The following is a 21,557-nucleotide window of genomic DNA, read 5'->3' on the forward strand; positions in this document are numbered from 1 at the left end:
AATAAGAAAGGCAGAAGGCAGAAGTATGAAGTGTGAAGTGTGAAGTGTAAAGTATAAAATCTAAATTCTTATTTTCATTCTTCATCCTTTATCCTTCATCCTTGAGAAGTTACTAGAAATTAAGAGTTATGACTAAGTTTGTGTTTGTTACCGGTGGTGTAGTTTCCAGTATTGGCAAAGGCATTGTAGCAGCAAGCCTGGGACGTTTGCTCAAATCTCGGAATTATTCGGTATCGATTCTGAAGCTCGATCCATACATTAATGTTGATCCAGGCACGATGAGTCCTTTTCAGCATGGAGAAGTGTTTGTTACCCAGGATGGCGCGGAAACAGACTTGGACTTAGGGCATTACGAACGCTTTACTGATACCTCCATGTCGCGTCTCAACAGTGTAACTACTGGCTCTATCTACCAAGCAGTAATTAATCGGGAGCGTCGCGGAGATTACAATGGCGGCACTGTACAGGTGATTCCTCATATTACAAATGAAATCAAAGAAAGAATTGACAGAGTTGCAAAAGACACAAATCCTGATGTAGTAATTACAGAAATTGGCGGGACGGTAGGGGATATAGAATCACTACCATTTTTAGAAGCAATTCGTCAGTTCCGCAAAGATGTAGGACGGCAAAACGTGTTATATATGCACGTCACCTTAGTTCCCTGGATTGCTTCGGCGGGAGAAATGAAAACTAAACCCACACAGCACTCTGTTAAAGAACTGCGTTCGATTGGTATCCAACCAGATATTTTAATTTGTCGATGTGATCGCCCCTTACCAACCGGATTAAAACACAAATTATCCGAGTTTTGCGATGTCCCCGTAGCCTGTGTAATTCCTGCGATCGATGCTAAGAGCATTTATGAAGTACCGCTAATTTTAGAACGGGAAGGACTAGCACAGCAAACACTGGAGTTGCTAAATATGGAGCAACATCAACCAGATTTAACTCAGTGGCAAACTTTAGTAGAAAGACTTTATAGTCCCAAACATCCCATCGAAATTGCCATTGTTGGTAAGTACGTACAATTGAGCGATGCTTATCTTTCTGTAGTTGAAGCATTGCGTCATGCAGCGATCGCCATGAGTGGCGATTTGCGTCTGCGGTGGGTAAATTCAGAAAAACTAGAAGTTGATGGAGCCGAGAATCACTTGGCTGGTGTGGATGGTGTAATTGTACCTGGAGGTTTTGGTGTGCGTGGAGTTGATGGTAAAATTGAAGCCATCAAATATGCTCGCATTCATCAAATTCCCTTCTTGGGTTTATGCTTAGGAATGCAATGTTCTGTGATTGAATGGGCCAGAAATATTGCAGCATTTACCGATGCTCATAGTTCTGAATTTGAACCCCATACAGAAAATCCAGTTATTAACCTGTTGCCAGAACAGCAAGACGTGGTAGATTTGGGCGGGACAATGCGCTTGGGTTTGTATCCTTGCCGTGTTTTGCCCAATACCTTAGCATTTAGTCTGTATCAAGACGAAGTAATTTACGAAAGACATCGCCATCGTTACGAATTCAATAACGCTTACCGCAACCTGTTTTTAGAATCTGGTTATGTGATTAGTGGCACTTCTCCCGATGGACGTTTAGTAGAAATGATAGAATTGCCTAAGCATCCTTTCTTTCTGGCTTGCCAATTTCATCCGGAGTTTCAATCTCGTCCTAGTGCGCCCCATCCTCTATTTAAAGGCTTTATCGAAGCTGCGATCGCTCATTCTCAATCCTACGAAGGCAGACACACACCTGTTTCAGTTTCCTAGATTTCTTGACAATCAGTCGCCATTTTCCAGAGAATTCACGCAAAACTTTCTGGCAGATAAAGATTTATACTCTGCTAAGAGGGTGCTGTACAGCAATATGCTCCTGATATATTCCCCATGTAAGGAGACTTTGTGGCGTACTGGGTAAAAATTAGTTACGAGAGGAAAGAATATGTGGTCAATTTTGAACGCGTAAGTGCCTTTTGTTATGAGCAAAACGGTAGGGTAACATTTTGGCTACCTGATTGTGCTATCCCAATAGTAATCAATCCTCAAAGTAACCAGCAAGATTACCAAAAAATTCTAGAGTATATCCAATACATCACCGAAGCGCAATTAGAAAATAGCTACTGGGTGAAAATCTACTACGAGAGAAACGAGTATGTAATTAACCTCAACTGTATCAGTTCTTTTTGTTATGAACCACCGAATGGCAGAATCACATTTTGGCTGCCAGACGGCATTATCCCTATTATTATTAATCCAGTTAGTAACCCAGAGTCTTACGAGAAAGTTGTAAACCACATTCAAAAGACAACTGGGCATTTTTTGTCTTAAATAAAAGCAGTCCCAATGAAACTTTCTAGTAAGATTTGACTAAGTGTATCAGACGTGCCATGGCACGTCTGGTACATTGCTGTATTGTGTTATGGGGTGTTTCCTTGTGTAGGAGAAATCTCTAAAAAGCCGACAAAATTAAGGTTAACAAAGGAGGGAATAAAAGTGCGATCGCAACCAAAACTGCTACACAAGCCGAAATCAACACAGCACCAGCAGCACAATCTTTGGCAATTTTTGCTAGTTCATGGTAAGCCTGCTTGACTGTTAAATCAACTACTGACTCAATTGCTGTATTTAATAACTCTAATGCTAAAACTAAGCCACTAGTTATACTGATTACTGCTATTTCCACTGCTTTTAATCGTAAAAAAATGCTTAATCCCAGCGCTACTACACAAATAACAACGTGTATACGAAAATTACGTTGAGTTTGAAAAGCGTAACTTATCCCACACCAAGCATACTTAAAACTCACGAATAGATTAGCAGCAACTTGCCAGGATAATTCTCGCTTTTTGCTGACAACTGTTTCTAAGTGGTTTGAAGTTGGTGGTGGTGAAACTGGTTGGGACATAGTTGAAAAATTACAGCACCAGAGTGGTTGAACTGGGAATATGTGCCGATTTTAATAATTAAATCGACATTTCTGCCAATTTTCTACTGAATCATTATATAAAGAACAACTAGGAAGCCGCACTTTAAATATGAAGGCAAATCATGCTACTCTATGTCAATAGAAATACCTACCGACTTCAGTAATTTTACTTGCTTTTTTAGCATTCTTTCTAAACTTTCCTCGTCCGGATGATCCCAGCCCAGCAGATGTAACAATCCGTGACTTGCCAACCAAGCTAGTTCTGTTAACAAAGTATGCCCTTGCTTTTGAGCTTGTTGCTGTGCTGTATCAATAGAAATAACAATGTCACCAAGATATAAAGGCATAGAAGCTAGCGCTTCACTTGGTATAGGAGAGTCTACCTCTAATGCCGCAAAGGATAAAACATCTGTAGGCTTGTTTTGTTGACGATACTGAGCGTTTAATTCTTGTATTTCAGAATCGTTGGTCAAACGCAACCCAATTTCATAATTTGCCGTAGACGAAATACTTGGTTGTAATATTTCCAACCAACAATTGAACCAGTTTTCCCATGTTTGAGATGTAATGGGGATGTGTATATCCTCAATTTTTATACTTTCAGATTGCGAATATTCATTGAGGTAATTCTGTACATATACTTCAACTTGCACTAGCCGAAAAATCTCCTGTAGTGAAACTGATAGTTTATGATCAGCGGGTCAGATAAGCAAGACCGATAAGGACAGCTAACAGCCCAACAGTGGTTAGTACAAAATGCTTCAAAGAAGTAAGTCGCTTTTGCACCATGTTTCGCATCGCGAGTTTGACATAGCTGGGTTGACGTTCATCAGCAGGAGAATTACTCATAATGATTTGATGACAATTATCTTCTTTCAATGTAACAGTTTGTTTAGTTAATGGTTAGTGGTTGCTTGTTGGTTGTTGATGGTCAGTAAACTAACAAATATACGGACGCACACCTGTGCGCCCCTACTACTAACTACTAATTACTAACAACTAAATTAGACTGCCGCTTCCACCAACTGATTTTCTTGCCGCAGATAAGCTTGGATGAACATATCTAGTTCACCATTCATCACATCAGCGATCGCAGTTGTTTCGACATTGGTACGTAAATCCTTTACCATCTGGTAAGGATGAAATACGTAGTTCCGGATCTGATTGCCCCAAGAAGCTTCCACCATATCACCGCGAATTTCGGCAATTTCTTTGGCGTGTTGTTCTTGAGCGATGACTAGCAATTTAGCTTTCAAGCGAGCAAGGGCTTTTTCTTTGTTTTGCAATTGGCTGCGTTCTTCTGTACAACGCACAGCAATACCTGTGGGAATGTGAACAATACGCACAGCAGTTTCTACCTTGTTGACATTTTGCCCACCTTTACCACCAGACCGAGATGTGGTGATTTCTAAGTCTTTTTCGGGAATCTCCAATTGCACCGAGTTATCTAATTGGGGCATTACCTCTACCCCAGCGAAACTGGTTTGGCGCTTACCATTGGCATTAAAAGGCGAAATTCTGACCAAGCGATGAGTACCTGTCTCAGACCGCAAATATCCATAGGCATAACGACCTGTAATTTCTATAGTCGCTGATTTTATACCTGCTTCATCACCCTCGGACTCATCTGTTAAATTTACTTTGTAGCCATGATTTTCCGCCCAACGGGTATACATGCGCAGTAGCATTTCTGCCCAGTCTTGCGCATCAGTACCACCAGCACCGGCGTTAATAGTCAGAACTGCGCCTTTATCGTCATAAGGCCCAGAGAGTAACTGTTGTAACTCCCACTGGTCGAGTTCCCGATTCAGCTTAGTGACAGTAGCTTCTGCTTCTTGCAGTAGTGCTTCATCAGTTTCTAACTCTAAAAGCTCCAATACTGCTTTCGTATCTTCTAGGCTACTTTGCCACTGTTCGTATTGTTGGAGATGTGCTTTTAAATCATTCAGTTCTTGCAGCGTTCCTTGGGCTTTGACTTGATCTTCCCAGAATTCTGGTTGTGCTGCGATTTGTTCCAAGTCTTGAATTTTGGCTGTGAGTGCGGGAATGTCAAAGATAGTCCTGGGTTTTACCCAGGCGATCGCACAACGTTTCAATTTCGCGTTTTAGTTCTAGTACTTCCATAGTTCTTGCTAATGAGAGCGCGCTTTATATTTTAAGCGTAGATTTGCGGCATTTTGTCAATAGACATTGCTTTTTATTTTATTGATATCTGTGATCTTATCTATAATATCCTCGTACAAAAGAATAGGGGATTAGGGGTAGGTGATCAGAGAGCGGGGGGCGGGACGAAGATAAAGGAGAAATTCTCCCTTATCCTCCTTCTCCCCTTTGTCCTCCAAGTCATCCCCTTGTCCTCCCCATCCCCAATCCCTAAAATTATGAAACAGTACGAACTGACCATTGGTTGGCTATATCCTACGCTCATGAGTACCTATGGCGATCGCGGTAATGTGATCGTCTTAGAACGCCGTTGTCAGTGGCGAGGATACAATGTCAAAGTGTTGCCCTTAGACCAAAATGCGACAGCAGAAGATATTAAATCTGTAGATTTAATTGTGGGTGGTGGCGCACAGGATCGTCAGCAAGAAATTGTCATGCGTGACTTGCAGGGTGCGAAAGCAGAAGCAATGCGCGAAAAAATTGAAAATGGTACTCCCGGCGTCTTTACCTGTGGTTCACCCCAACTGTTAGGACATTACTACGAACCAGGTTTTGGACAACGCATTCAGGGCTTAGGCATTTTAGACATCGTATCAGTGCATCCTGGTGAAAATGTCCGACGCTGTATCGGAAATTTAGTCGTGGAAGTGACTGCAACTCGTTTAGCGCGGGATCTTCAAGAAATGACGGGTAGCAAACCATACCTCATCGGATTTGAAAATCACGGTGGACGTACTAAGCTGGGCAAAGTAGAAGCACTAGGACGCGTAGTGTACGGCTTAGGCAACAATGGTGAAGATGGTACAGAAGGGGTATTTCATCAGAATGCGATCGCTACTTATTCTCATGGTCCCCTGTTACCAAAAAATCCCTTCGTGGCAGATTGGTTAATTCAAACCGCACTGAGACTAAAATACCAACAGCCTATCACTCTATCACCCATAGACGACACCTTGGCAATGCAAGGGCGAGAAGCTATGTTTAAGCGGTTGCAAGTAGATTTACCAACACACTAAACATAAAGACTCACTTTGCGTCCCTTTGCGTTAGCCTCTGCGTCCCTCTGCGTTTAAAAACAGCCCATAATAACTTACCCAACAAACTATCTCGTCAAAATCACGTTAAGATCAAAAACATTCGGTTCTAGTGGGGAGCAGCTACTAGAGGTAACGGGGAAAGTCTGGTGTAAGTCCGGCGCTGTCCCGCAACTGTGAACTTAACTAAAGTAAGTCAGGATGCCCGCCGAAGTTGATTTTAGTTCTAAAATATCTGCGAGGTACAGATGACGACAGCCACAAATACTCAGCAACCGTCTCATACTTTATTTGTATGCAAGACTTGTGCTAGTGTCTGGCAAGGTGGGAAGCGAGTCGGTGAAAGTGGTGGACAAAAGTTATTAAAGAAACTTCAGGAATTAGCTCAAGATTGGCATCTCAAAGATGGTTTTCCGATTCAAGAAGTAGAATGTATGAGTGCTTGCAGTCATTCTTGTGTTGTTGCTTTCGCTGGTTCTGGAAAACTAACTTATATGTTTGGAGATTTACCAGTAGACGATAGTGCGGCTGCAATTCTCGAATGCGCTAGCAAATACTATGATAAATCTGATGGTTTTTTACCTTGGTCAGAACGTCCCGAGCCTCTCAAAAAAGGGATTTTAGCCAGGATTCCCTCGTTATCTTAAAGTAGAGACGTTGCACTGCAACGTCTGTACATGGCACGTCTGTACATGGTAAAATCGTGTCGAAAAATCCCTAACCAAACCCTATTTTTCCGACCCTCAATCCCTTATTTCTCCGCAATCAATCTTTGCAACCGCTCATCTGTGAGAAATTTTTGAAAGCTAGAGTTAGTTTTTACTGTCTTGCGACATTCAGGATTGAGACTAATAGCTCGTTGTAAGCTTTCAAGGGCTAATTCAAGATTTTTTTGCAAAGCATAACAACAAGCTTTGTTGTAATGAGCTTCAAAGGAATCAGGAGATAGTGCAATTGCTTTGTTAAGGCTAATTAGTGCTTCTTGATAAGAACCTAATTTATTTAGCGCATTACCTCGGCTGTACCAAGCTTGGTAATTATGAGGGTGGATAGCTAGTACTTTGTCGTAGCAAACTACTGCTTCTTTGTAGTCTCCCAAATTTGCCATAACCACACCCCGGTTGTACCAAGCTTCGTAATAATCAGGCTTGATTGTTAGTGCTTTGTCATAAGAAGCAAGTGCTTCTTTGTATTTGCCCAAGGAGTATAGCCCATTACCTCTGTTGTACCAAGCTTTATAATGGTCAGGTGCGATCGCCACTGCTTTATCGCACGATGCAACTACTTCTTGATAAAAGCCCAGGGGATATAAGGCTATACTGCGGTTGTACCAAGCTTGGTCATAGTCTGGCTTGATTAGCAGCACTTTGTCATAAGCAGCAACAGCCTCTTCATAGTGTCCCAAAAAATATAACGCATTGCCCATGTTGTACCAGGCTTGGTAATGCTCGGGTTTTAATTCTACTACTTTTTCACAGGATCTAACCACTTCCTCGTATAATCCCAACAGATATAGGACTACACTCCCGTTGTACCAAGCTTGATAATAGTCGGGTTTAAGGGCCAAGGCTTGGTCATAGGAAGTAACTGCCTCTTCGTAATGTTTTAATGCATACAATGCATTACCTTTGTGATACCAAGCTTGATAATGGTCAGGTTTAAGCGCCAGTACTTGGTCGTAGGAAGCAACAGCCTCTTCATAGCGTCCCAAGTTCTCTAGTGCTTGACATCGGCTGTAATAAGCTTGGTGATAGTCTGGCTTAATAGCTAGTGCTTTGTCGTAGGAGATTACTGCTTCTTGATCACGTCCCAAAAAATACAAAGCAATGCCTCGGTTATACCAAGCCTGATCTAAGTTAGGCTTAATAGCAAGTGCCTGATCATAGGAATCAACTGCTTCTTCATAGCATCCCGATAGGTGCAATGCTAGGCTCCGATTATACCAACCTTGGTAGGAGTCACTCTTGAGCGCTAGGGCTTTGTCATAGGACGTAACTGCTTCTTCATAATTTGCTAATAAGTACAGTGCGATACCCCGGTAAAACCAAATATCAGAGATTTCACGGTTGAAGGTGAGGAGATGATCGAAGCAAGTTAAAGCTTGTTTGGGGTGATTGAAGTTTAATAGTTGACAGCCTAAATTAAAGAGTTTACCCAGCATTTGCTGGGGATATCTATCTGTTAGCTGCAAAATCAAGTGGGATAGGGAATCAACATATTCATTAGCATCCACTTGCTTGTCTTTAGCTTCTATTTGTCCTGGGCGAGGATTAAGGATGTGTTCACTTTCAATCAGATCATTTAGGACTCTGCGAATTAGCCAACGATGCTGTAATTGTTGCTGGGACTGATCCCCGAGCATTAATAAAGCAGCTGGTTCTAAGATGAATCGTTCAACTGCAAGATTAAATTGTTGCAGCAAATCTACAGCATCGTAAATATATCGGCTAGCGGGATGTTTTTTGATGGCATCTGCGTAGCACTTTTCCCAAGTCTGTTGACAAGTTTCAATGTAATTATTAGAGGTTAAAGATAAGCCTTTATTTCTCAACCGACGGAGATTTACAACTACATTTGTGAAAGTCTGGTCATTTTTCTGGGCGATCGCTATATAATCATCTTCGTTAGTTTTTATCTTATTTTGAGGAACAGTGTTACTTAATAACTGAACAATTGCTGCATTTTCTGGTTCTGGTAAGTGATAAACTTGAAAACGTAGCTGTTGCAGTTTTTCCCATTCACTCGCGGTAGTGGCAATCACCCGTATTTTATCCTGACCGCAGAACTGTTCATAAATTTCTAGAACTCGCCACAGTCGCTGTTGTAAAGGTACAGTCAAAGGGGCTAACTCAGATTCCTCTAGTCCGAGGGGCAATTTGGGGAAGCGATCGTCTATCCTTTGATAGAGATTATCAAGCACAAACAGCAACTTGCGCTTAGCAGCAATTTTTTGTAGTTGCTCTTGGTTTGGTTCATCTATCCATCCATCAGATTTTAGCCAGAGAACTGTCCAGCCTTCTCGGTTATAAAGTTGTGCTAATTCGGCGGCTTCTCGAGTTTTCCCGATTCCCGCTTTTCCGACAATCAAAAGCCAGCGGAATTCTTCTAATTGATTTTCCAATTCTCGCCGCACATTGCGATCGGCTTGTCGCATTTGATAAGGAATGTGAGAATCCGCTAAGGGATCATTACTATCCCCACCGAAAGCCACAGATAATACATTTCCATTGGGTTTGATAACCTCAAAGGGAAAAATGGAAGGAGGTATTTGTCTAATCCGCCTCTGTTGCATGTAACACCACAAAAGTCTAACAACGGCATTAATTCAGGGTGTGAGCAACCTTCAGAGAAAGGATATGAATAAGTTCACCCAAGTTGTTTGTAGGTGGATCCAAGGTTAAGAAGAAAAATGCAATTTCCCTTTTAACATTGAATCTCCACCTAACCAATAATTGAAAATTTGGTTTGGTGAATTAATCTTTTATCCTTCTTTAATCTTGATATAATTCTCAGCTACTCACCCAATCGCTTGAAAGTCTAAGCCCAAAAATATTCGATTTGCGTATTTAAATTCTCTTTCTTGAAACCTGAACAAAGGGATCATCCCCACTTGGCTACTTGGCGCTTTCAACCAAGTTACACAAACTCAACCCACCTGCACGAGTTGATATAACAATACCAGGCGGAGTTTGCCTGTATAACTGCGATTTTCCATCGCCAGGGATTTTTTGCACATATGAGATGCTTCCTGAGCAAGTTACTCAAATATTATCCCACAACTAAATAAATAAGAGTTAACTGAAATCAGTGAACAGTAAACAGTGAACAGTTATTAGGCGCATGGTTGGGGACTAAAAGGGAATAGCGAACGGGGGGTAAGGTAGGGGAACAGATAAAAAATGCCAATTACCCATTACCAATTACCCATTACCAACCTCTAGGGTAAGACTTGAATCAATTCGTATTTTTGCACAGTACCCAAAACACGATGAGGTGTAGATAGATCTGTTGCTTGTTTTGCAGAGATCCAAGCATAGCTATAAACTGGTAGTTCCGAAATTTGCTCTACATCTTCTCCGTGATGAGGAGTGTAAAAATCAAGTAGTACCCCAGTTTTTCCCCCAACTTTGACAAAGTGGATAGAATGATTCTGTAAAATTTGAGCGATCGCGGGCTGTGCTAAAAAAGTTCTCATCTGGGGATTGTAATCACTCAAAAAGCCATTACTTCCAGCGACAGCCAAAGCTAACCAAGCTGGAATTAACCAACCAGCTAACCAGTAGTTGGAATTCAAAAACTTTTTACCAAAGTGGTAACGACCAATCCAAACTAAAGGTAAAATCAACCAACCGTAGCCTAGAGTCAAGGTGACAGTTGCATATTTGCGAATATCAGCACTACCCCAAATCAAAGCGAGTATACTCGCCAGTAACAATAAAATAGCTAATACACCGATCCCATAGCTGAGATTGCGAATAACTTTCTTGATATAAAGTTTTGCATTTAAGTGAAGTACACCCGTCCCCAACTCTCCCCTGAGATCGGGGAGGGTGCGCGACAGCGCGGGTGGGGTATTTTTGTACGTCGCGTTGTTGAAATTTGCTGTATAAGTTAATGTTGTTTGTTCATTTCCCCCTAAATCTCTAATCTCCATATTGGCATCAAAACCCACTTTACCCAGCCAATCCAGCCCGACAGCTGCTAGCAAAGCCATAAAAGGATATAGTGAAAGACTGTAGTGAGGTAAACGAGTAGAAAAAAGACTAAGTTCAAAAAATAAAACTAATGGCAAACCAACCAATATCAACTGATAGCGAGGAATAGGAAGACGCCAAGCTACAAATAAACCCAAAAGGCTAAAGAAAAACCAAGGAAAAGCTTTAATAGGGAGATTCCATAAATAAAATAAAATCCCATTTCCAGAACGCTCTTGAGAAACTAAACGAAATACAAATTGCCATAATTCTCTAACACTATCAATACCATAGTGTAAAAAATTAAACCACAGCCAAACAAAAAAGGGAGTTAAACCCAGCAAAAATCCTAAATATAAAATTGGGTTTGTCAGATGACGATGACGACGATGTTCCCAAACTAGATAAGGAAACAAAGCAAACATTGGCAAAAAAATCATAAAGCTTCTCAGCAAAAAACCCAAACCAAAACAAACACCCACAACAAAAGTATAAAAGTAGCAAGATCGAGGATTTAATTCTGCTTTTAATAAAGATAAAATTGCTAAAAGTACCAGAAAAATCATTGGTACATCAGGTGTACCCAAACGACAATATTGCAACCACAGAAATTCCACACTCAAAATTGCGCTAGCTAGCCAAGCAATTTTTTTATCTAATAAAATTTTCCCAATTTCATAGAGAATTATTACACTCAGTACACCCAAAATCATACTTGGCAGACGTACACTAGCCTCATTAATACCAAATAGGGTATAAGAACTAGCAATTAACCAGTAGGGGCCTGGAGTTTTATGATGGGGTTGTGACCAAGGATTAATCCAATCACCAGACTCAAACATTCGACGCGATCGCCAAGCATAAATCCCTTCATCATGGGCCATCAAGCTACTATGCCCAGAATTAAATAACAATAACGGCAGTATCCAAAATAACAAAGTTACGTAAGGAAAGCCTACCCAAGAACGAAAACGGCGCCACACTAATTGATACTCCAGTAACCTAAACAACATTGATATTGATATTGATTGTTTTTTAACTAATAGATCCTTGATAGACTCGCCTATTTTTCAGACTGTTTCTAATATACGTATGGTGGTACACAAATTTAGACAAGACCTCTCATCATCCAAGTTTTATGCTGCTTAGACCAGAACAACGTACTAAACTTGACGCAGACGACGACAAGCAATTTTATTCCTTTCCGCGCTTTGTCACTCATGTAGACGAAGGTTTTATTCAACAATTAACCGATTTATATCGCGATCGCCTGCAACCCAACACACGCATTTTAGACATGATGAGTAGTTGGGTTTCGCATTTACCAGAAGAAATGCAGTTTGCTCATGTGGAAGGACACGGACTCAACGCTGAGGAATTAGCGCACAATCCCCGCTTAAATCATTATTTTGTTGAGGATCTCAACGAAAATCCGCGTTTACCACTTCCAGATCAAGAATTTGATGCCATCCTCAACTGTGTATCTGTGCAATATTTGCAATATCCAGAGGCAGTATTTTCCGAAATTTATCGCGTCCTCAAACCAGGTGGAATCGCCATCATCAGCTTTTCTAACCGCATGTTTTATCAAAAGGCGATCCAAGCGTGGCGAGACGCATCAGAAGCAACCAGAATTGAATTAGTTAAAGGCTATTTTAACTCTGTACATGGATTTACTACCCCAGAGGTAATTGCTAAGCAATCAAATATACCAGCATTCCTTCAGTGGTTGGGTGCTGCGGGAGGAGATCCGTTTTATGCAGTGATTGCTAGACGCCAATGAAGTTTCTTTGTGTCTTGGTGTCTTAGTGGTTAAACAAAATTTATTTTTTCACCACCAAGGTACTAAGCTGAAACAAGTCTGATCAAAAAGTAAATTTTTTGTTAAAAGCACCTAGAAGCCGTGATAATTGCCTTGAAACTTTAGCATCAACGAGAGTCAAACTATGAATTTTCCTCGTGTCCGCAGGATTTTAGCTGTTGTGTTGCTGTCAGTGTTGTTGCTGACCACAGCTTGTACTCCCAAAGAACCGGGACGCTTTGACCAGGTGCAACAAGAAAGCAGTCGCCAAAAAACTGGTCAAGCTGTTGCCAAACAAGCAACTCAGGGTAGCGAATTTAACAAGTTTTTCCCCCCTGCTGAAGATGGGTACGAGCGTGTATATACTCAAGAAAAAAAGGGTTTTGCTGAAGCTAAGTTAAAAAAAGATGGTCAAGAATTAGCGATGCTAGCTATTTCTGATACAAAAAGTATCCCGACAGCAGCAGCCAAATTTGCCAACAGCAACAAGCAAATTGCTGGTTATCCAGCCGTAGAAATTGGCAATACTCAAACTGCAATACTCGTCAACAACCGCTATCAGGTAAAAGTACTGTCTCGTTCACCATCATTTACAGCTAGCGATCGCGAAACTTGGCTGAAAAAATTTGACCTGAATGGTCTAGCACAACTCAAGTAAAAGTTGTTAATGGTTGGTGATTGGTAGTTATTTGGAACCAACAACTAACAATCAACAACCAACAACCAACAAAATAAGGAGATTTTTGTGAGTAAACCCATTTTTGAGTTGGTAGACGAACTACCAACTAATAACTTGACTGTTTCCATGCTGAATTCGCTAGATTTTGTCGCCCCTGGTGAGTGGCAAAATGTGGTTGGTTTTGTCAACACGATTAAAACTGTGACTGGGGAAACTGATGAAGGTTTGATTCAAGCAATTGGCGAGCGAGCAATTTATCTGTACAATGATCGTTCCCAGGGCTACCAACGGGCTATGTGGTTATATCAAACTGTCGATCGCACAGATAAAGCGCTGGGTGCAGCAGCTTTTGCTAATAAGGTAGGAGAGAAAATTCCTCTGTTGGGGTTTCTCAACTCTATCACTCCCAAAGCTGACAAAGCTCAAACCATTGATCTGTGTTTGAAATTAGTTGCTGAGTTGGTAGCTTTTTGTAGCATCAACGGTATTCCCGGCGATAGCATTGGGGACTTTGTAGCGTCCTTGGGTGAGTACAGCGGTGAGTCGCTGATTCGCATGGTGGCTTTGGTTTGTGTTGATGGTTTGATACCCCTTGGTCCGGACTTCATCAGCAAAGCCTTATCTACAATTAGTCAGACTAATCCCCAAGAGTTGGAACACAATACAACTTTCCAAAATATGCAAGAGGCAATTCCGGGTCAAAACTCTGCTAGCAAACTGAATTTTATTGGCGAAAGTTTTCAGTCGGTTCAAGGTTGGATGAGTAACTTAGTTGCTGCCAAAAATTTGACGCCTCAAAAGGTTGTTCAGAACTTGCAAAATTTTGTTGAAATAGCTGATGACAAATTAGATTATTTAGGAGCGTTTCTAGACGTAGCAACAAATTATTACGAACATACAGGTACACAAACCCTTGCACGCCGCTTGATTGAACGAGCTGTAGCGGAAATTTAGTTGAATAACTGAATGGGTAATTAGTAATAAATTCTATTACTAATTATCCTTATTAAAAGAATAATTCCTAAGAAAAAATCCTCACCAAAAAGTAGTGAATTAAACTGGAAATTCAGGGGTTGTATTTGATAATAATTTGGCACGAATCGCTAGGAGTGGTGTTCGTTGTTTGTTGTTTTTTGTTCGGATAAATCAACAACCAACTAGCAACCATCAACTACCAACTACTTGAAAGAGTGAAATATACAACCCCAATGAATCAGCATCATATTGAAGTCACAGTTTCTGCCAGAAACTTTCAAGATAATATTCGCTACATCCGAGATTTTGTTGCACCTGCAAAGTTGTGCGTAGTGATGAAGGCAAATGCCTACGGACATGGTTTAAGGCAGTTAGCAACAACGGCAGTTATGTCAGGAACAGATTACATTGGTATTTGTACAAATCCAGAGGCAACAACTATCCGTGATTTGGGTTTGAATGTCAAACTCCTGCGTCTACGCATGGCGTTACCAGAGGAATTAGAAGAATCGATACGCCGCCTGAACATTGAAGAACAGGTGGGAACAATGGAAGCAGCAGAGTATCTATCTGATGCAGGGGTGAAACGCAGCAAAAAAATTCCTGTGCATATCAATATTGATACGGGGATGGGTAGAAGTGGTTTCTTTTCATCTCAAATTGAAGAATTAAAGAAAGTTTGTACATTGCCGGGTTTGTCTATTGTTGGGATCATGACTCACTTCGCCAGTGCTGACGCTAAAGATCTGGCGTTTACAGAAAAGCAGATGGCAGATTTTTATCATGTTCGTACTGCTCTTGATGATTACTTACCAGAGAATGTACTAACTCATACTCACAATAGTGCGGCAACAGTGCGCTTGACTCCTAAATGTAATAGTTTGGTAAGGGTTGGCGCTGCTTGTTATGGGGTACGTACTTCCCGGGACTTTGAAAATCCTTCAGAACTGAAACCTGTGATGACAGTAAAAACCAGGGTGGCGCAGGTAAGGAAAATACCAGCAGGCAGGACTATTGGTTATGGCAGTTTATATACTACCCAACGTGATAGTTTAATTGCATCTTTACCTGTGGGTTTTGGTGAAGGTTATCCGCGATCGCTATTTAACAAGGGTATTGTTTTAATACAGGGTCAGCGTTGTCCAGTGGTGGGAAGAGTTTCGCTAAATATTACAACAGTAGATGTTACAGATCTACCAAAAGAAGTAAAATGGGGAGACGAGGTAGTTTTAGTTGGTAGTCAAGGTAACGAGGAGATTACCTTTGAAGAATTAGCAGATAAGTTTCAGAGTGTACACACAGAAATCAACCTGATGGCTGGTTTTATGAACCAGGTAAGTTACTTATATTGATTCAGGTGATGTGCTTTTTCCCATCTTGGCACGGCAAAGTAGCCGTGCTTTTATTATAGATTCAGAAGGCAGATGGCAGATGGGGTAAGAAATTTTATACTTGGTTGTGGGAATTCCCCGTGATTAGCTGTCTTAAAAATAGCGATCAAAATTAGCGACTAACTTAACAGCAAACTCATAATCCATCGGTGCCCATCGCCTTGCACGGTGTTCGTTAGACTTTTTCCCTCGTTGTGGGCAGTTGCCCGTGAAACTCAAGCTTGAAATATGAGATAATTTCAGTGAATACACTGACTTGATGAAATCTTTATTTTTACTTTTGACTACTCTTATAAACTTTGTTCCATACATAACTTGTAGTTTGGTAAGTTATTAACATAGCTTAAAAAAAGTGTATTTAGGCAAACAAGGGGCGAAGTTGAGTTACTATCCGGAAGGCATTCCTCCTCACGGTGGGCAGTTGGTTAATCGCATTGCTACACCAGAACAAAAAGAAGTATTTCTCTCTAAGGCTGAGTTTCTGCCGCGTGTCCAACTCGATCAAAGAGCAGTTTCTGACCTAGAAATGATTGCGATCGGTGGTTTTAGTCCTCTAACTGGTTTTATGAACCAGCAAGACTACGATCGCGTTGTCGCCGAAATGCGCTTGGCGAACGGTACTGTTTGGTCAATTCCAATTACACTTTCAGTCAGCGCAGAAGTTGCGGCTTCCCTTACCGAAGGCGGTTTGGTGCGTCTGGATAACCCTGAAGGCAGATTTATCGGGGTTTTGGAACTCAGCCAAAAATATCGCTATGACAAAAAGCGAGAAGCAATCAATGTCTACCGCACCGATGATGAAAAACATCCCGGTGTCCAAGTAGTCTATAATCAAGGGCCTGTGAACCTTGCAGGCGATGTGTGGTTATTAGAACGCGATCCCCATCCCTATTTCCCTACCTACCAAATTGATCCTGCCGAGTCCCGGCAATTATTCAAGCAAAAAGGCTGGAAAACCGTTGTTGGTTTCCAAACTCGTAACCCCATCCACCGCGCCCACGAATATATCCAAAAGTGTGCGCTAGAAACTGTGGATGGTCTATTTTTACATCCCTTGGTAGGGGCAACAAAAGATGATGATATCCCTGCGGATGTGCGGATGCGTTGCTATGAAATATTACTAGAAAATTACTATCCCCAAGATCGGGTAATTCTAGCAATCAATCCCTCAGCAATGCGTTACGCTGGGCCTCGTGAAGCGATTTTCCATGCCTTAATCCGCAAAAATTATGGCTGTACTCACTTTATCGTCGGGCGGGATCATGCAGGCGTTGGTGATTACTACGGAACCTACGACGCTCAGTACATCTTTGCTGAGTTTACACCAGAGGAAATCGGCATCACGCCAATGATGTTTGAACACGCCTTCTACTGCACCCGTACCAAGCAGATGGCGACAAATAAAACTAGTCCCAGTAAACCAGAGGAACGCATTCACCTTTCGGGTACAAAAGTACGGGAAATGCTGCGTCGAGGCGAGTTACCTCCACCAGAATTTTCCCGCCCAGAGGTAGCAGCAGAACTAGCACGGGCAATGAAAGTGAGTGTTTGAGGATCAATCAGAGATCGCAAGGAAGACAAGGGAGAATTATTTAACAAGTTTCTTCCCAGTTCCCTTTCCCCTTTCCCCAATCTTTACACTACAGCCCTCTGCCCGATAAGCTTAATAAGCTGGTGGACTAAGGGCTGATAGCAATTATGAAGCGGCGGACGTTTTTGCAACGGTTTGGCTCCATACTCACGGCGTTGGGTGTCGCAGAAGCTGAGTGGTTCCAATTCGGAACTCGTTATCGGCAGGCATTAGCGCAACCCAGTTCGCGTAAACTAGCGTTATTGGTGGGCATCAACCAATATTCTCAAAGTCCAGCACTCAATGGTTGTCTGGTAGACGTGGAACTGCAAAAGGAGGTTTTGATCCATCGTTGTGGTTTCCAACCGTCAGATATTTTGTCTCTGACTGACGAACAAGCCAGCAGAGAATTTATTGAAGCTGCTTTTTTAGAGCATTTGATTGGGCAAGCAAAACCTGGTGATCTAGTTGTCTTCCACTTTAGTGGCTATGGTAGTCGTGTCCGTGTGGGGAACACACCAGAAGCGACACAAAATGCTCTTGTTCCCGCAGATGGAATTGAAGAAGCTCCACAAAATCCAAAAATTATCAACTATTTATTGGAAGAAACCCTACTGTTGATGTTGCGATCGCTCCCTACAGATCGAGTCACAGCAGTATTAGATACCAGTTACTATGCACCCACTAGTATATTGACAGCCCCTTTGCGAGTTCGCGCCCGCCAAACGCCACCAGCAGCAGTTTTAACAGGTGCAGAACTCGACTTTCAAAAACAACTGCAAGAAAAAGCCTCTCCAGAACAGCCAGGAATAATACTGTCTGCAACTTCCGCTCCCAACCAAGTAGCACGGGAAATCCAATATTCTGGTTTTAGTGCCGGATTATTTACCTATACCTTGACACAATATCTCTGGGAAACAACACCAACAATCACAATTCCCGTGTTGATCTCCCGTGTGGAAAGTGCAATGCAGCAGTTAGGTAGTACACAGCAACCAGGCTTGTTGATCGGTAAAAAAAATCAGCAACGAGTCCAATTAAACGAGAACTTTTTCCTAGAGACTACTGGTGCAGAGGGAGTAGTGACAGCAACGGAAGAAGACGGTAAAACAGTACAGGTGTGGCTGGCTGGAATTCCACCCCATGTACTGGAACACTACGGTGTGAATTCTCGTTTGAATGTGGTGAATCAAGCTGGTGCAACTACACAATTAATCGTGCGATCGCGTAGTGGCTTGACGGCAAAAACCCAAATTTTCTCTGCTGAAAATAAAACATCTCCTCAAATCGGGCAACTTGTCCAAGAAGCAGTGCGAGTCTTACCCCGAAACATCAACTTAATAATTGCTCTTGATGGAGAACTAGAAAGAATTGAACGGGTAGATGCTACCAGCGCCTTTGCTACAGTTGCTCATGTGACAAGCGTAGTTGCAGGAGAACAACCAGCCGACTACGTATTTGGTAAACGTCCAGACACCAAAAACAAAGATTTAATTGCTTCCACCTCATTAATAGTCTCTCCCAGTCGCTATGGCTTATTTTCTTCCAGTAGCGAGAGGGTTCCCAATACCTTTGGCGAAGCAGGAGAAGCAGTCAAAGTCGCAGTACAGAGGTTAAGTCCCAAACTACAAACCCTTCTGGCGGCAAAATTGTGGCGACTCACAGATAACGAAGGTTCTTCCCGATTGAACGTGAAAGCAACCCTAGAAATAATAAGTGGAATTGCACCTCGTGCAATCATGCATCGCGAAACACTACGAACTGCTAATTCAGAAACCATCAACAAAAAATCAGCTAATGCTGAACCGGGACACACCCCGACTATATCCATTGGGAGTCGGGTACAGTATCGCGTGCAAAACATCGGCAACAGACCAATCTACTGTATGCTTGTAGGACTAAATAGCGCCAAGAACGCGATCGCTCTTTACCCGTGGCAAAAAGTCACAGAAACTGAAGATCCCCAAGAACCACAGCTAATTGATATTACCATTGCTCCCGGCGAAACCCTAACTTTACCACAAACCACATCTGGTTTTGAATGGGTAATCCAAGGGCCATCTTCCTTTAGTGAAACCCAATTAATCTTTAGCACAGCTCCATTTACCCAAACCCTCAACGCTTTGGCAGCTGCTAAACACCCACGCGCCGAGCAACAACGTATTCTCCCAATATTAAACCCCCTAGAAGTAGCCCACGCCCTGCTGCAAGATTTACACAACGCTAGTACAACAGCAGCCGATCCTAACACCGTCCCTGCTGACTCCTATGTATTGGATGTAAATAACTGGGCAAGTTTGGGTTTTCTATTTCAGGTAGTGTAATTACTTAGTTAAATAGTATTATTTTTTATATAACAAGGCAGAAAGCAGAAAATGATTTAACCGAGGGCTAAAAGCTTTGCTATATAAGGCTTATAAAATCTGCAAGTTAATCAAGACTACTAAAACTTAATAATCGTTTGTATAGATATATTATTTCCCACAATCATATTCCCAAAACTCGCAAAATATTTTTACCCCAAATCATCTTCTTTTTTAGACTTCTTCTTCTCAACCGTATACTTAATCTCTAGCTGTTCAGCAGCACGATAACTTTTTTCCTCACCAGTACCATACACAACCTGTAAATTCCCTCTTATGTTCTGCTTCTCTTGGCGATATTGGTGTCGTGGCGGTGCATTTCTTACTCCTCTTCTCCTCGCCGAAGTTCCCTCTTCCGCCGTATCTTGCGCCACCACCTCATATAAAATCGCCTGTTTATGATTATCCTGAGCCTTCCTTAACACCCTCCCCAATCTTTGAATATATTCCCTTGCCGAACCCGTACCTGATAAAATAATCGCTACACTCGCCGCCGGCACATCTACCCCTTCATTCAACACATGGGAAGCAACAACAGTCTTATACTCCCCCTCCCGAAACTTGGTTAAAACCTCATGGCGTTCCTTCACAGGCGTTTGATGAGTAATAGCTGGAATTAAAAACTCCTGGGAAATTCGATAAACCGTAGCATTATCAGCAGTAAAAATTAAAACTCGCTCCGGATAATGCTTCGCTAATAAATTTGCTAGAACTCTTAACTTACCATCCGTACCAACAGCGATTTCTTTAGCTTGGCGATGGGCTAACATAGCTCTACGTCCTGCTTGCGATCGCGCACTCATCTGCACAAACTTTTGCCAACCCTGGATACTCCCCAAAGAAATTTTCGCTTGCTGTAAGAAATCATTGCGGATTTGAATTAACTCGTTGTACTTTTCCCGTTCATGCTGCGATAGCTTGACTTTAATTTGCACAATTTCGTGTTCTGCTAACGCTTTTCCCGCCAAATCTTCAGCCCTTTTGCGATATACTTCTGGGCCAATTAGTATATTCAAATCAGTATGTTTGCCATCACTGCGTTCCGGTGTCGCCGATAATCCTAAACGATAGGGAGCGATCGCATACTCTGCAATTACCCGATTAAAATCTGTTGGTAAATGATGACACTCATCAAAAATCAACAAGCCGTACTGATTTCCCAAACTTTCAGCATGAATCGCGGCGCTATCGTAAGTTGCAACCAGTATTGCTGTTTTATCCCGTGAACCACCCCCCAGTAAACCTACCTCCGCATCCGGAAACGCCGATACTAAGTGTGCATACCACTGATGCATTAAATCCAACGTTGGCACAACAATCAGTGTACTGCGCGGCGTCGCCTCCATTGCCATCTGCGCCAAATAAGTTTTTCCAGCGGCGGTAGGTAGCACTACTACACCTTGTCTTCCCGCCAACTTCCAAGCTGTTAACGCTTCACTTTGGTGGGGATAGGGTTCCATTTCCAAACTAGAAAGCAATTCTAGAGAATAAAATCCCTTCGCCTCGTCAATAAAATAAGTATCCTCCGCTTGCAGTGCTTCCACCAAAGGACGATATCTAATCGCCGGAATACGGAACTTTTCAACTCTATCATCCCATACAGCGTAATCTGTCCAGGCTTTGCCACGTGGTGGTGGATGCAAAATTAATGTGCCACGATCAAAAGTTAATGTGGGGGTACGAGCCATTTTTAGCGTTCTCCCAAATAGTTGTTTGTTGTTTGTTGTTTGTTGTTTGTTCCCAGCAACTACCAACAACCAACCGCCAACAAAATTTACTCACTCAACTTATTCCCTTAACAAAAATAACTGAAAACGTGCATGATTAAACCGACAAATACAGACAAAGAGCAACTTGATATATTCCTGAAACAAGTGATGTTTCATTGAAAAGCCTGCTAGTATTTTCGACTCTTACACCACACAAAGACAGAAAATGATGCTTGATCGATTACGATTACAAGCA

Annotated in this window: 17 protein-coding genes and 1 riboswitch; of the genes, 10 read left to right on the forward strand and 7 right to left on the reverse strand. The window is 42.0% G+C overall.

Translation table 11 applies throughout. The features are described from left to right. Positions 1 to 128 precede the first annotated feature (128 nt). The gene (locus NIES592_RS01310) at positions 129 to 1,766 is read left to right on the forward strand and encodes a CTP synthase (protein ID WP_062249323.1); all 1,638 of its coding nucleotides are present in this window, start codon (positions 129 to 131) and stop codon (positions 1,764 to 1,766) included. 132 nt (positions 1,767 to 1,898) lie between these two features. Then, positions 1,899 to 2,324 (forward strand): hypothetical protein, encoded by a 426-nt coding sequence (locus NIES592_RS01315; RefSeq protein WP_009455361.1) that lies wholly within the window; start codon positions 1,899 to 1,901, stop codon positions 2,322 to 2,324. A gap of 121 nt (positions 2,325 to 2,445) precedes the next feature. Here NIES592_RS01315 and NIES592_RS01320 read toward each other — a convergent pair whose 3' ends face one another. The 4 genes from NIES592_RS01320 to prfB all read right to left on the reverse strand — a co-directional run bounded on the left by NIES592_RS01320 (position 2,446) and on the right by prfB (position 5,046). After that, a complete protein-coding gene (locus NIES592_RS01320; protein ID WP_062249321.1) occupies positions 2,446 to 2,901 on the reverse strand; it encodes a diacylglycerol kinase in 456 nt (151 codons plus the stop codon). 146 nt (positions 2,902 to 3,047) lie between these two features. Then, positions 3,048 to 3,575: an rRNA maturation RNase YbeY gene (ybeY, locus tag NIES592_RS01325; RefSeq protein ID WP_062249319.1), complete on the reverse strand. Its 528-nt coding sequence runs from the start codon at positions 3,573 to 3,575 to the stop codon at positions 3,048 to 3,050. 40 nt (positions 3,576 to 3,615) lie between these two features. Next, positions 3,616 to 3,771, reverse strand: a complete 156-nt coding sequence (locus tag NIES592_RS01330; RefSeq protein ID WP_016870795.1) for a DUF3285 domain-containing protein — start codon at positions 3,769 to 3,771, stop codon at positions 3,616 to 3,618. A gap of 155 nt (positions 3,772 to 3,926) precedes the next feature. Further along, a protein-coding gene (gene prfB / locus NIES592_RS01335) for a peptide chain release factor 2 (protein ID WP_009455365.1) occupies positions 3,927 to 5,046 on the reverse strand; the annotation gives its coding sequence in 2 pieces (ribosomal slippage) (positions 3,927 to 4,973 and positions 4,975 to 5,046; 1,119 coding nt in all). 257 nt (positions 5,047 to 5,303) lie between these two features. On the opposite strand from prfB, the gene NIES592_RS01340 reads away from it, so the two are divergent. Further along, positions 5,304 to 6,101 carry a type 1 glutamine amidotransferase gene (locus NIES592_RS01340; RefSeq protein WP_062249318.1) on the forward strand — a complete coding sequence of 266 codons (798 nt, stop codon included), beginning with the start codon at positions 5,304 to 5,306 and terminating at the stop codon, positions 6,099 to 6,101. Between the two features lie 105 nt (positions 6,102 to 6,206). After that, positions 6,207 to 6,346: riboswitch (cobalamin riboswitch) on the forward strand. A 21-nt stretch (positions 6,347 to 6,367) separates the two neighbouring features. Then, a complete protein-coding gene (locus NIES592_RS01345) occupies positions 6,368 to 6,766 on the forward strand; it encodes a DUF1636 family protein (RefSeq protein WP_073554699.1) in 399 nt (132 codons plus the stop codon). Positions 6,767 to 6,870: 104 nt separating this feature from the next. On the opposite strand, the gene NIES592_RS01350 is transcribed toward NIES592_RS01345, so the two are convergent. Continuing rightward, positions 6,871 to 9,411: an ATP-binding protein gene (locus tag NIES592_RS01350; RefSeq protein ID WP_062249313.1), complete on the reverse strand. Its 2,541-nt coding sequence runs from the start codon at positions 9,409 to 9,411 to the stop codon at positions 6,871 to 6,873. Between the two features lie 645 nt (positions 9,412 to 10,056). Continuing rightward, entirely contained in the window at positions 10,057 to 11,826 is a 1,770-nt protein-coding gene (locus NIES592_RS01355) for an ArnT family glycosyltransferase (RefSeq protein WP_073554700.1), read from the reverse strand. A 125-nt stretch (positions 11,827 to 11,951) separates the two neighbouring features. Between NIES592_RS01355 and NIES592_RS01360 the strand changes: the two genes are divergently transcribed. The 6 genes from NIES592_RS01360 to NIES592_RS01385 all read left to right on the forward strand — a co-directional run bounded on the left by NIES592_RS01360 (position 11,952) and on the right by NIES592_RS01385 (position 19,553). After that, on the forward strand, positions 11,952 to 12,596 hold the full coding sequence (locus NIES592_RS01360; protein ID WP_073554701.1) for a class I SAM-dependent methyltransferase: 645 nt from the start codon (positions 11,952 to 11,954) through the stop codon (positions 12,594 to 12,596). Positions 12,597 to 12,759: 163 nt separating this feature from the next. After that, positions 12,760 to 13,272 (forward strand): hypothetical protein, encoded by a 513-nt coding sequence (locus NIES592_RS01365; protein ID WP_073554702.1) that lies wholly within the window; start codon positions 12,760 to 12,762, stop codon positions 13,270 to 13,272. 87 nt (positions 13,273 to 13,359) lie between these two features. Beyond that, the gene (locus tag NIES592_RS01370; RefSeq protein ID WP_009455372.1) at positions 13,360 to 14,247 is read left to right on the forward strand and encodes a hypothetical protein; all 888 of its coding nucleotides are present in this window, start codon (positions 13,360 to 13,362) and stop codon (positions 14,245 to 14,247) included. 254 nt (positions 14,248 to 14,501) lie between these two features. Next, entirely contained in the window at positions 14,502 to 15,620 is a 1,119-nt protein-coding gene (gene alr / locus NIES592_RS01375) for an alanine racemase (RefSeq protein ID WP_062249305.1), read from the forward strand. Between the two features lie 391 nt (positions 15,621 to 16,011). Next, the gene (gene sat, locus NIES592_RS01380; RefSeq protein WP_371915088.1) at positions 16,012 to 17,211 is read left to right on the forward strand and encodes a sulfate adenylyltransferase; all 1,200 of its coding nucleotides are present in this window, start codon (positions 16,012 to 16,014) and stop codon (positions 17,209 to 17,211) included. A gap of 146 nt (positions 17,212 to 17,357) precedes the next feature. Continuing rightward, complete coding sequence (locus NIES592_RS01385; RefSeq protein ID WP_073554703.1) at positions 17,358 to 19,553, forward strand: caspase family protein; 2,196 nt, start codon at positions 17,358 to 17,360, stop codon at positions 19,551 to 19,553. Positions 19,554 to 19,744: 191 nt separating this feature from the next. On the opposite strand, the gene NIES592_RS01390 is transcribed toward NIES592_RS01385, so the two are convergent. Beyond that, the gene (locus NIES592_RS01390) at positions 19,745 to 21,280 is read right to left on the reverse strand and encodes a DEAD/DEAH box helicase (protein ID WP_062249301.1); all 1,536 of its coding nucleotides are present in this window, start codon (positions 21,278 to 21,280) and stop codon (positions 19,745 to 19,747) included. Between the last annotated feature and the right edge of the window lie 277 nt (positions 21,281 to 21,557).

It is taken from the genome of Fischerella major NIES-592, from assembly GCF_001904645.1.
GTDB lineage: Bacteria > Cyanobacteriota > Cyanobacteriia > Cyanobacteriales > Nostocaceae > Fischerella > Fischerella thermalis.

Excerpts from the sequence above, each read along its gene's own strand:
- NIES592_RS01385 (WP_073554703.1), top strand. The coding sequence starts at position 17,358 with ATGAAGCGGCGGACGTTTTTGCAACGGTTTGGCTCCATACTCACGGCG.
- NIES592_RS01330 (WP_016870795.1), bottom strand. The coding sequence starts at position 3,771 with ATGAGTAATTCTCCTGCTGATGAACGTCAACCCAGCTATGTCAAACTC.
- NIES592_RS01390 (WP_062249301.1), bottom strand. The coding sequence starts at position 21,280 with ATGGCTCGTACCCCCACATTAACTTTTGATCGTGGCACATTAATTTTG.
- NIES592_RS01365 (WP_073554702.1), top strand. The coding sequence starts at position 12,760 with ATGAATTTTCCTCGTGTCCGCAGGATTTTAGCTGTTGTGTTGCTGTCA.
- NIES592_RS01355 (WP_073554700.1), bottom strand. The coding sequence starts at position 11,826 with ATGTTGTTTAGGTTACTGGAGTATCAATTAGTGTGGCGCCGTTTTCGT.
- alr (WP_062249305.1), top strand. The coding sequence starts at position 14,502 with ATGAATCAGCATCATATTGAAGTCACAGTTTCTGCCAGAAACTTTCAA.
- NIES592_RS01360 (WP_073554701.1), top strand. The coding sequence starts at position 11,952 with ATGCTGCTTAGACCAGAACAACGTACTAAACTTGACGCAGACGACGAC.
- NIES592_RS01350 (WP_062249313.1), bottom strand. The coding sequence starts at position 9,411 with ATGCAACAGAGGCGGATTAGACAAATACCTCCTTCCATTTTTCCCTTT.
- NIES592_RS01340 (WP_062249318.1), top strand. The coding sequence starts at position 5,304 with ATGAAACAGTACGAACTGACCATTGGTTGGCTATATCCTACGCTCATG.
- NIES592_RS01345 (WP_073554699.1), top strand. The coding sequence starts at position 6,368 with ATGACGACAGCCACAAATACTCAGCAACCGTCTCATACTTTATTTGTA.
- NIES592_RS01310 (WP_062249323.1), top strand. The coding sequence starts at position 129 with ATGACTAAGTTTGTGTTTGTTACCGGTGGTGTAGTTTCCAGTATTGGC.
- NIES592_RS01320 (WP_062249321.1), bottom strand. The coding sequence starts at position 2,901 with ATGTCCCAACCAGTTTCACCACCACCAACTTCAAACCACTTAGAAACA.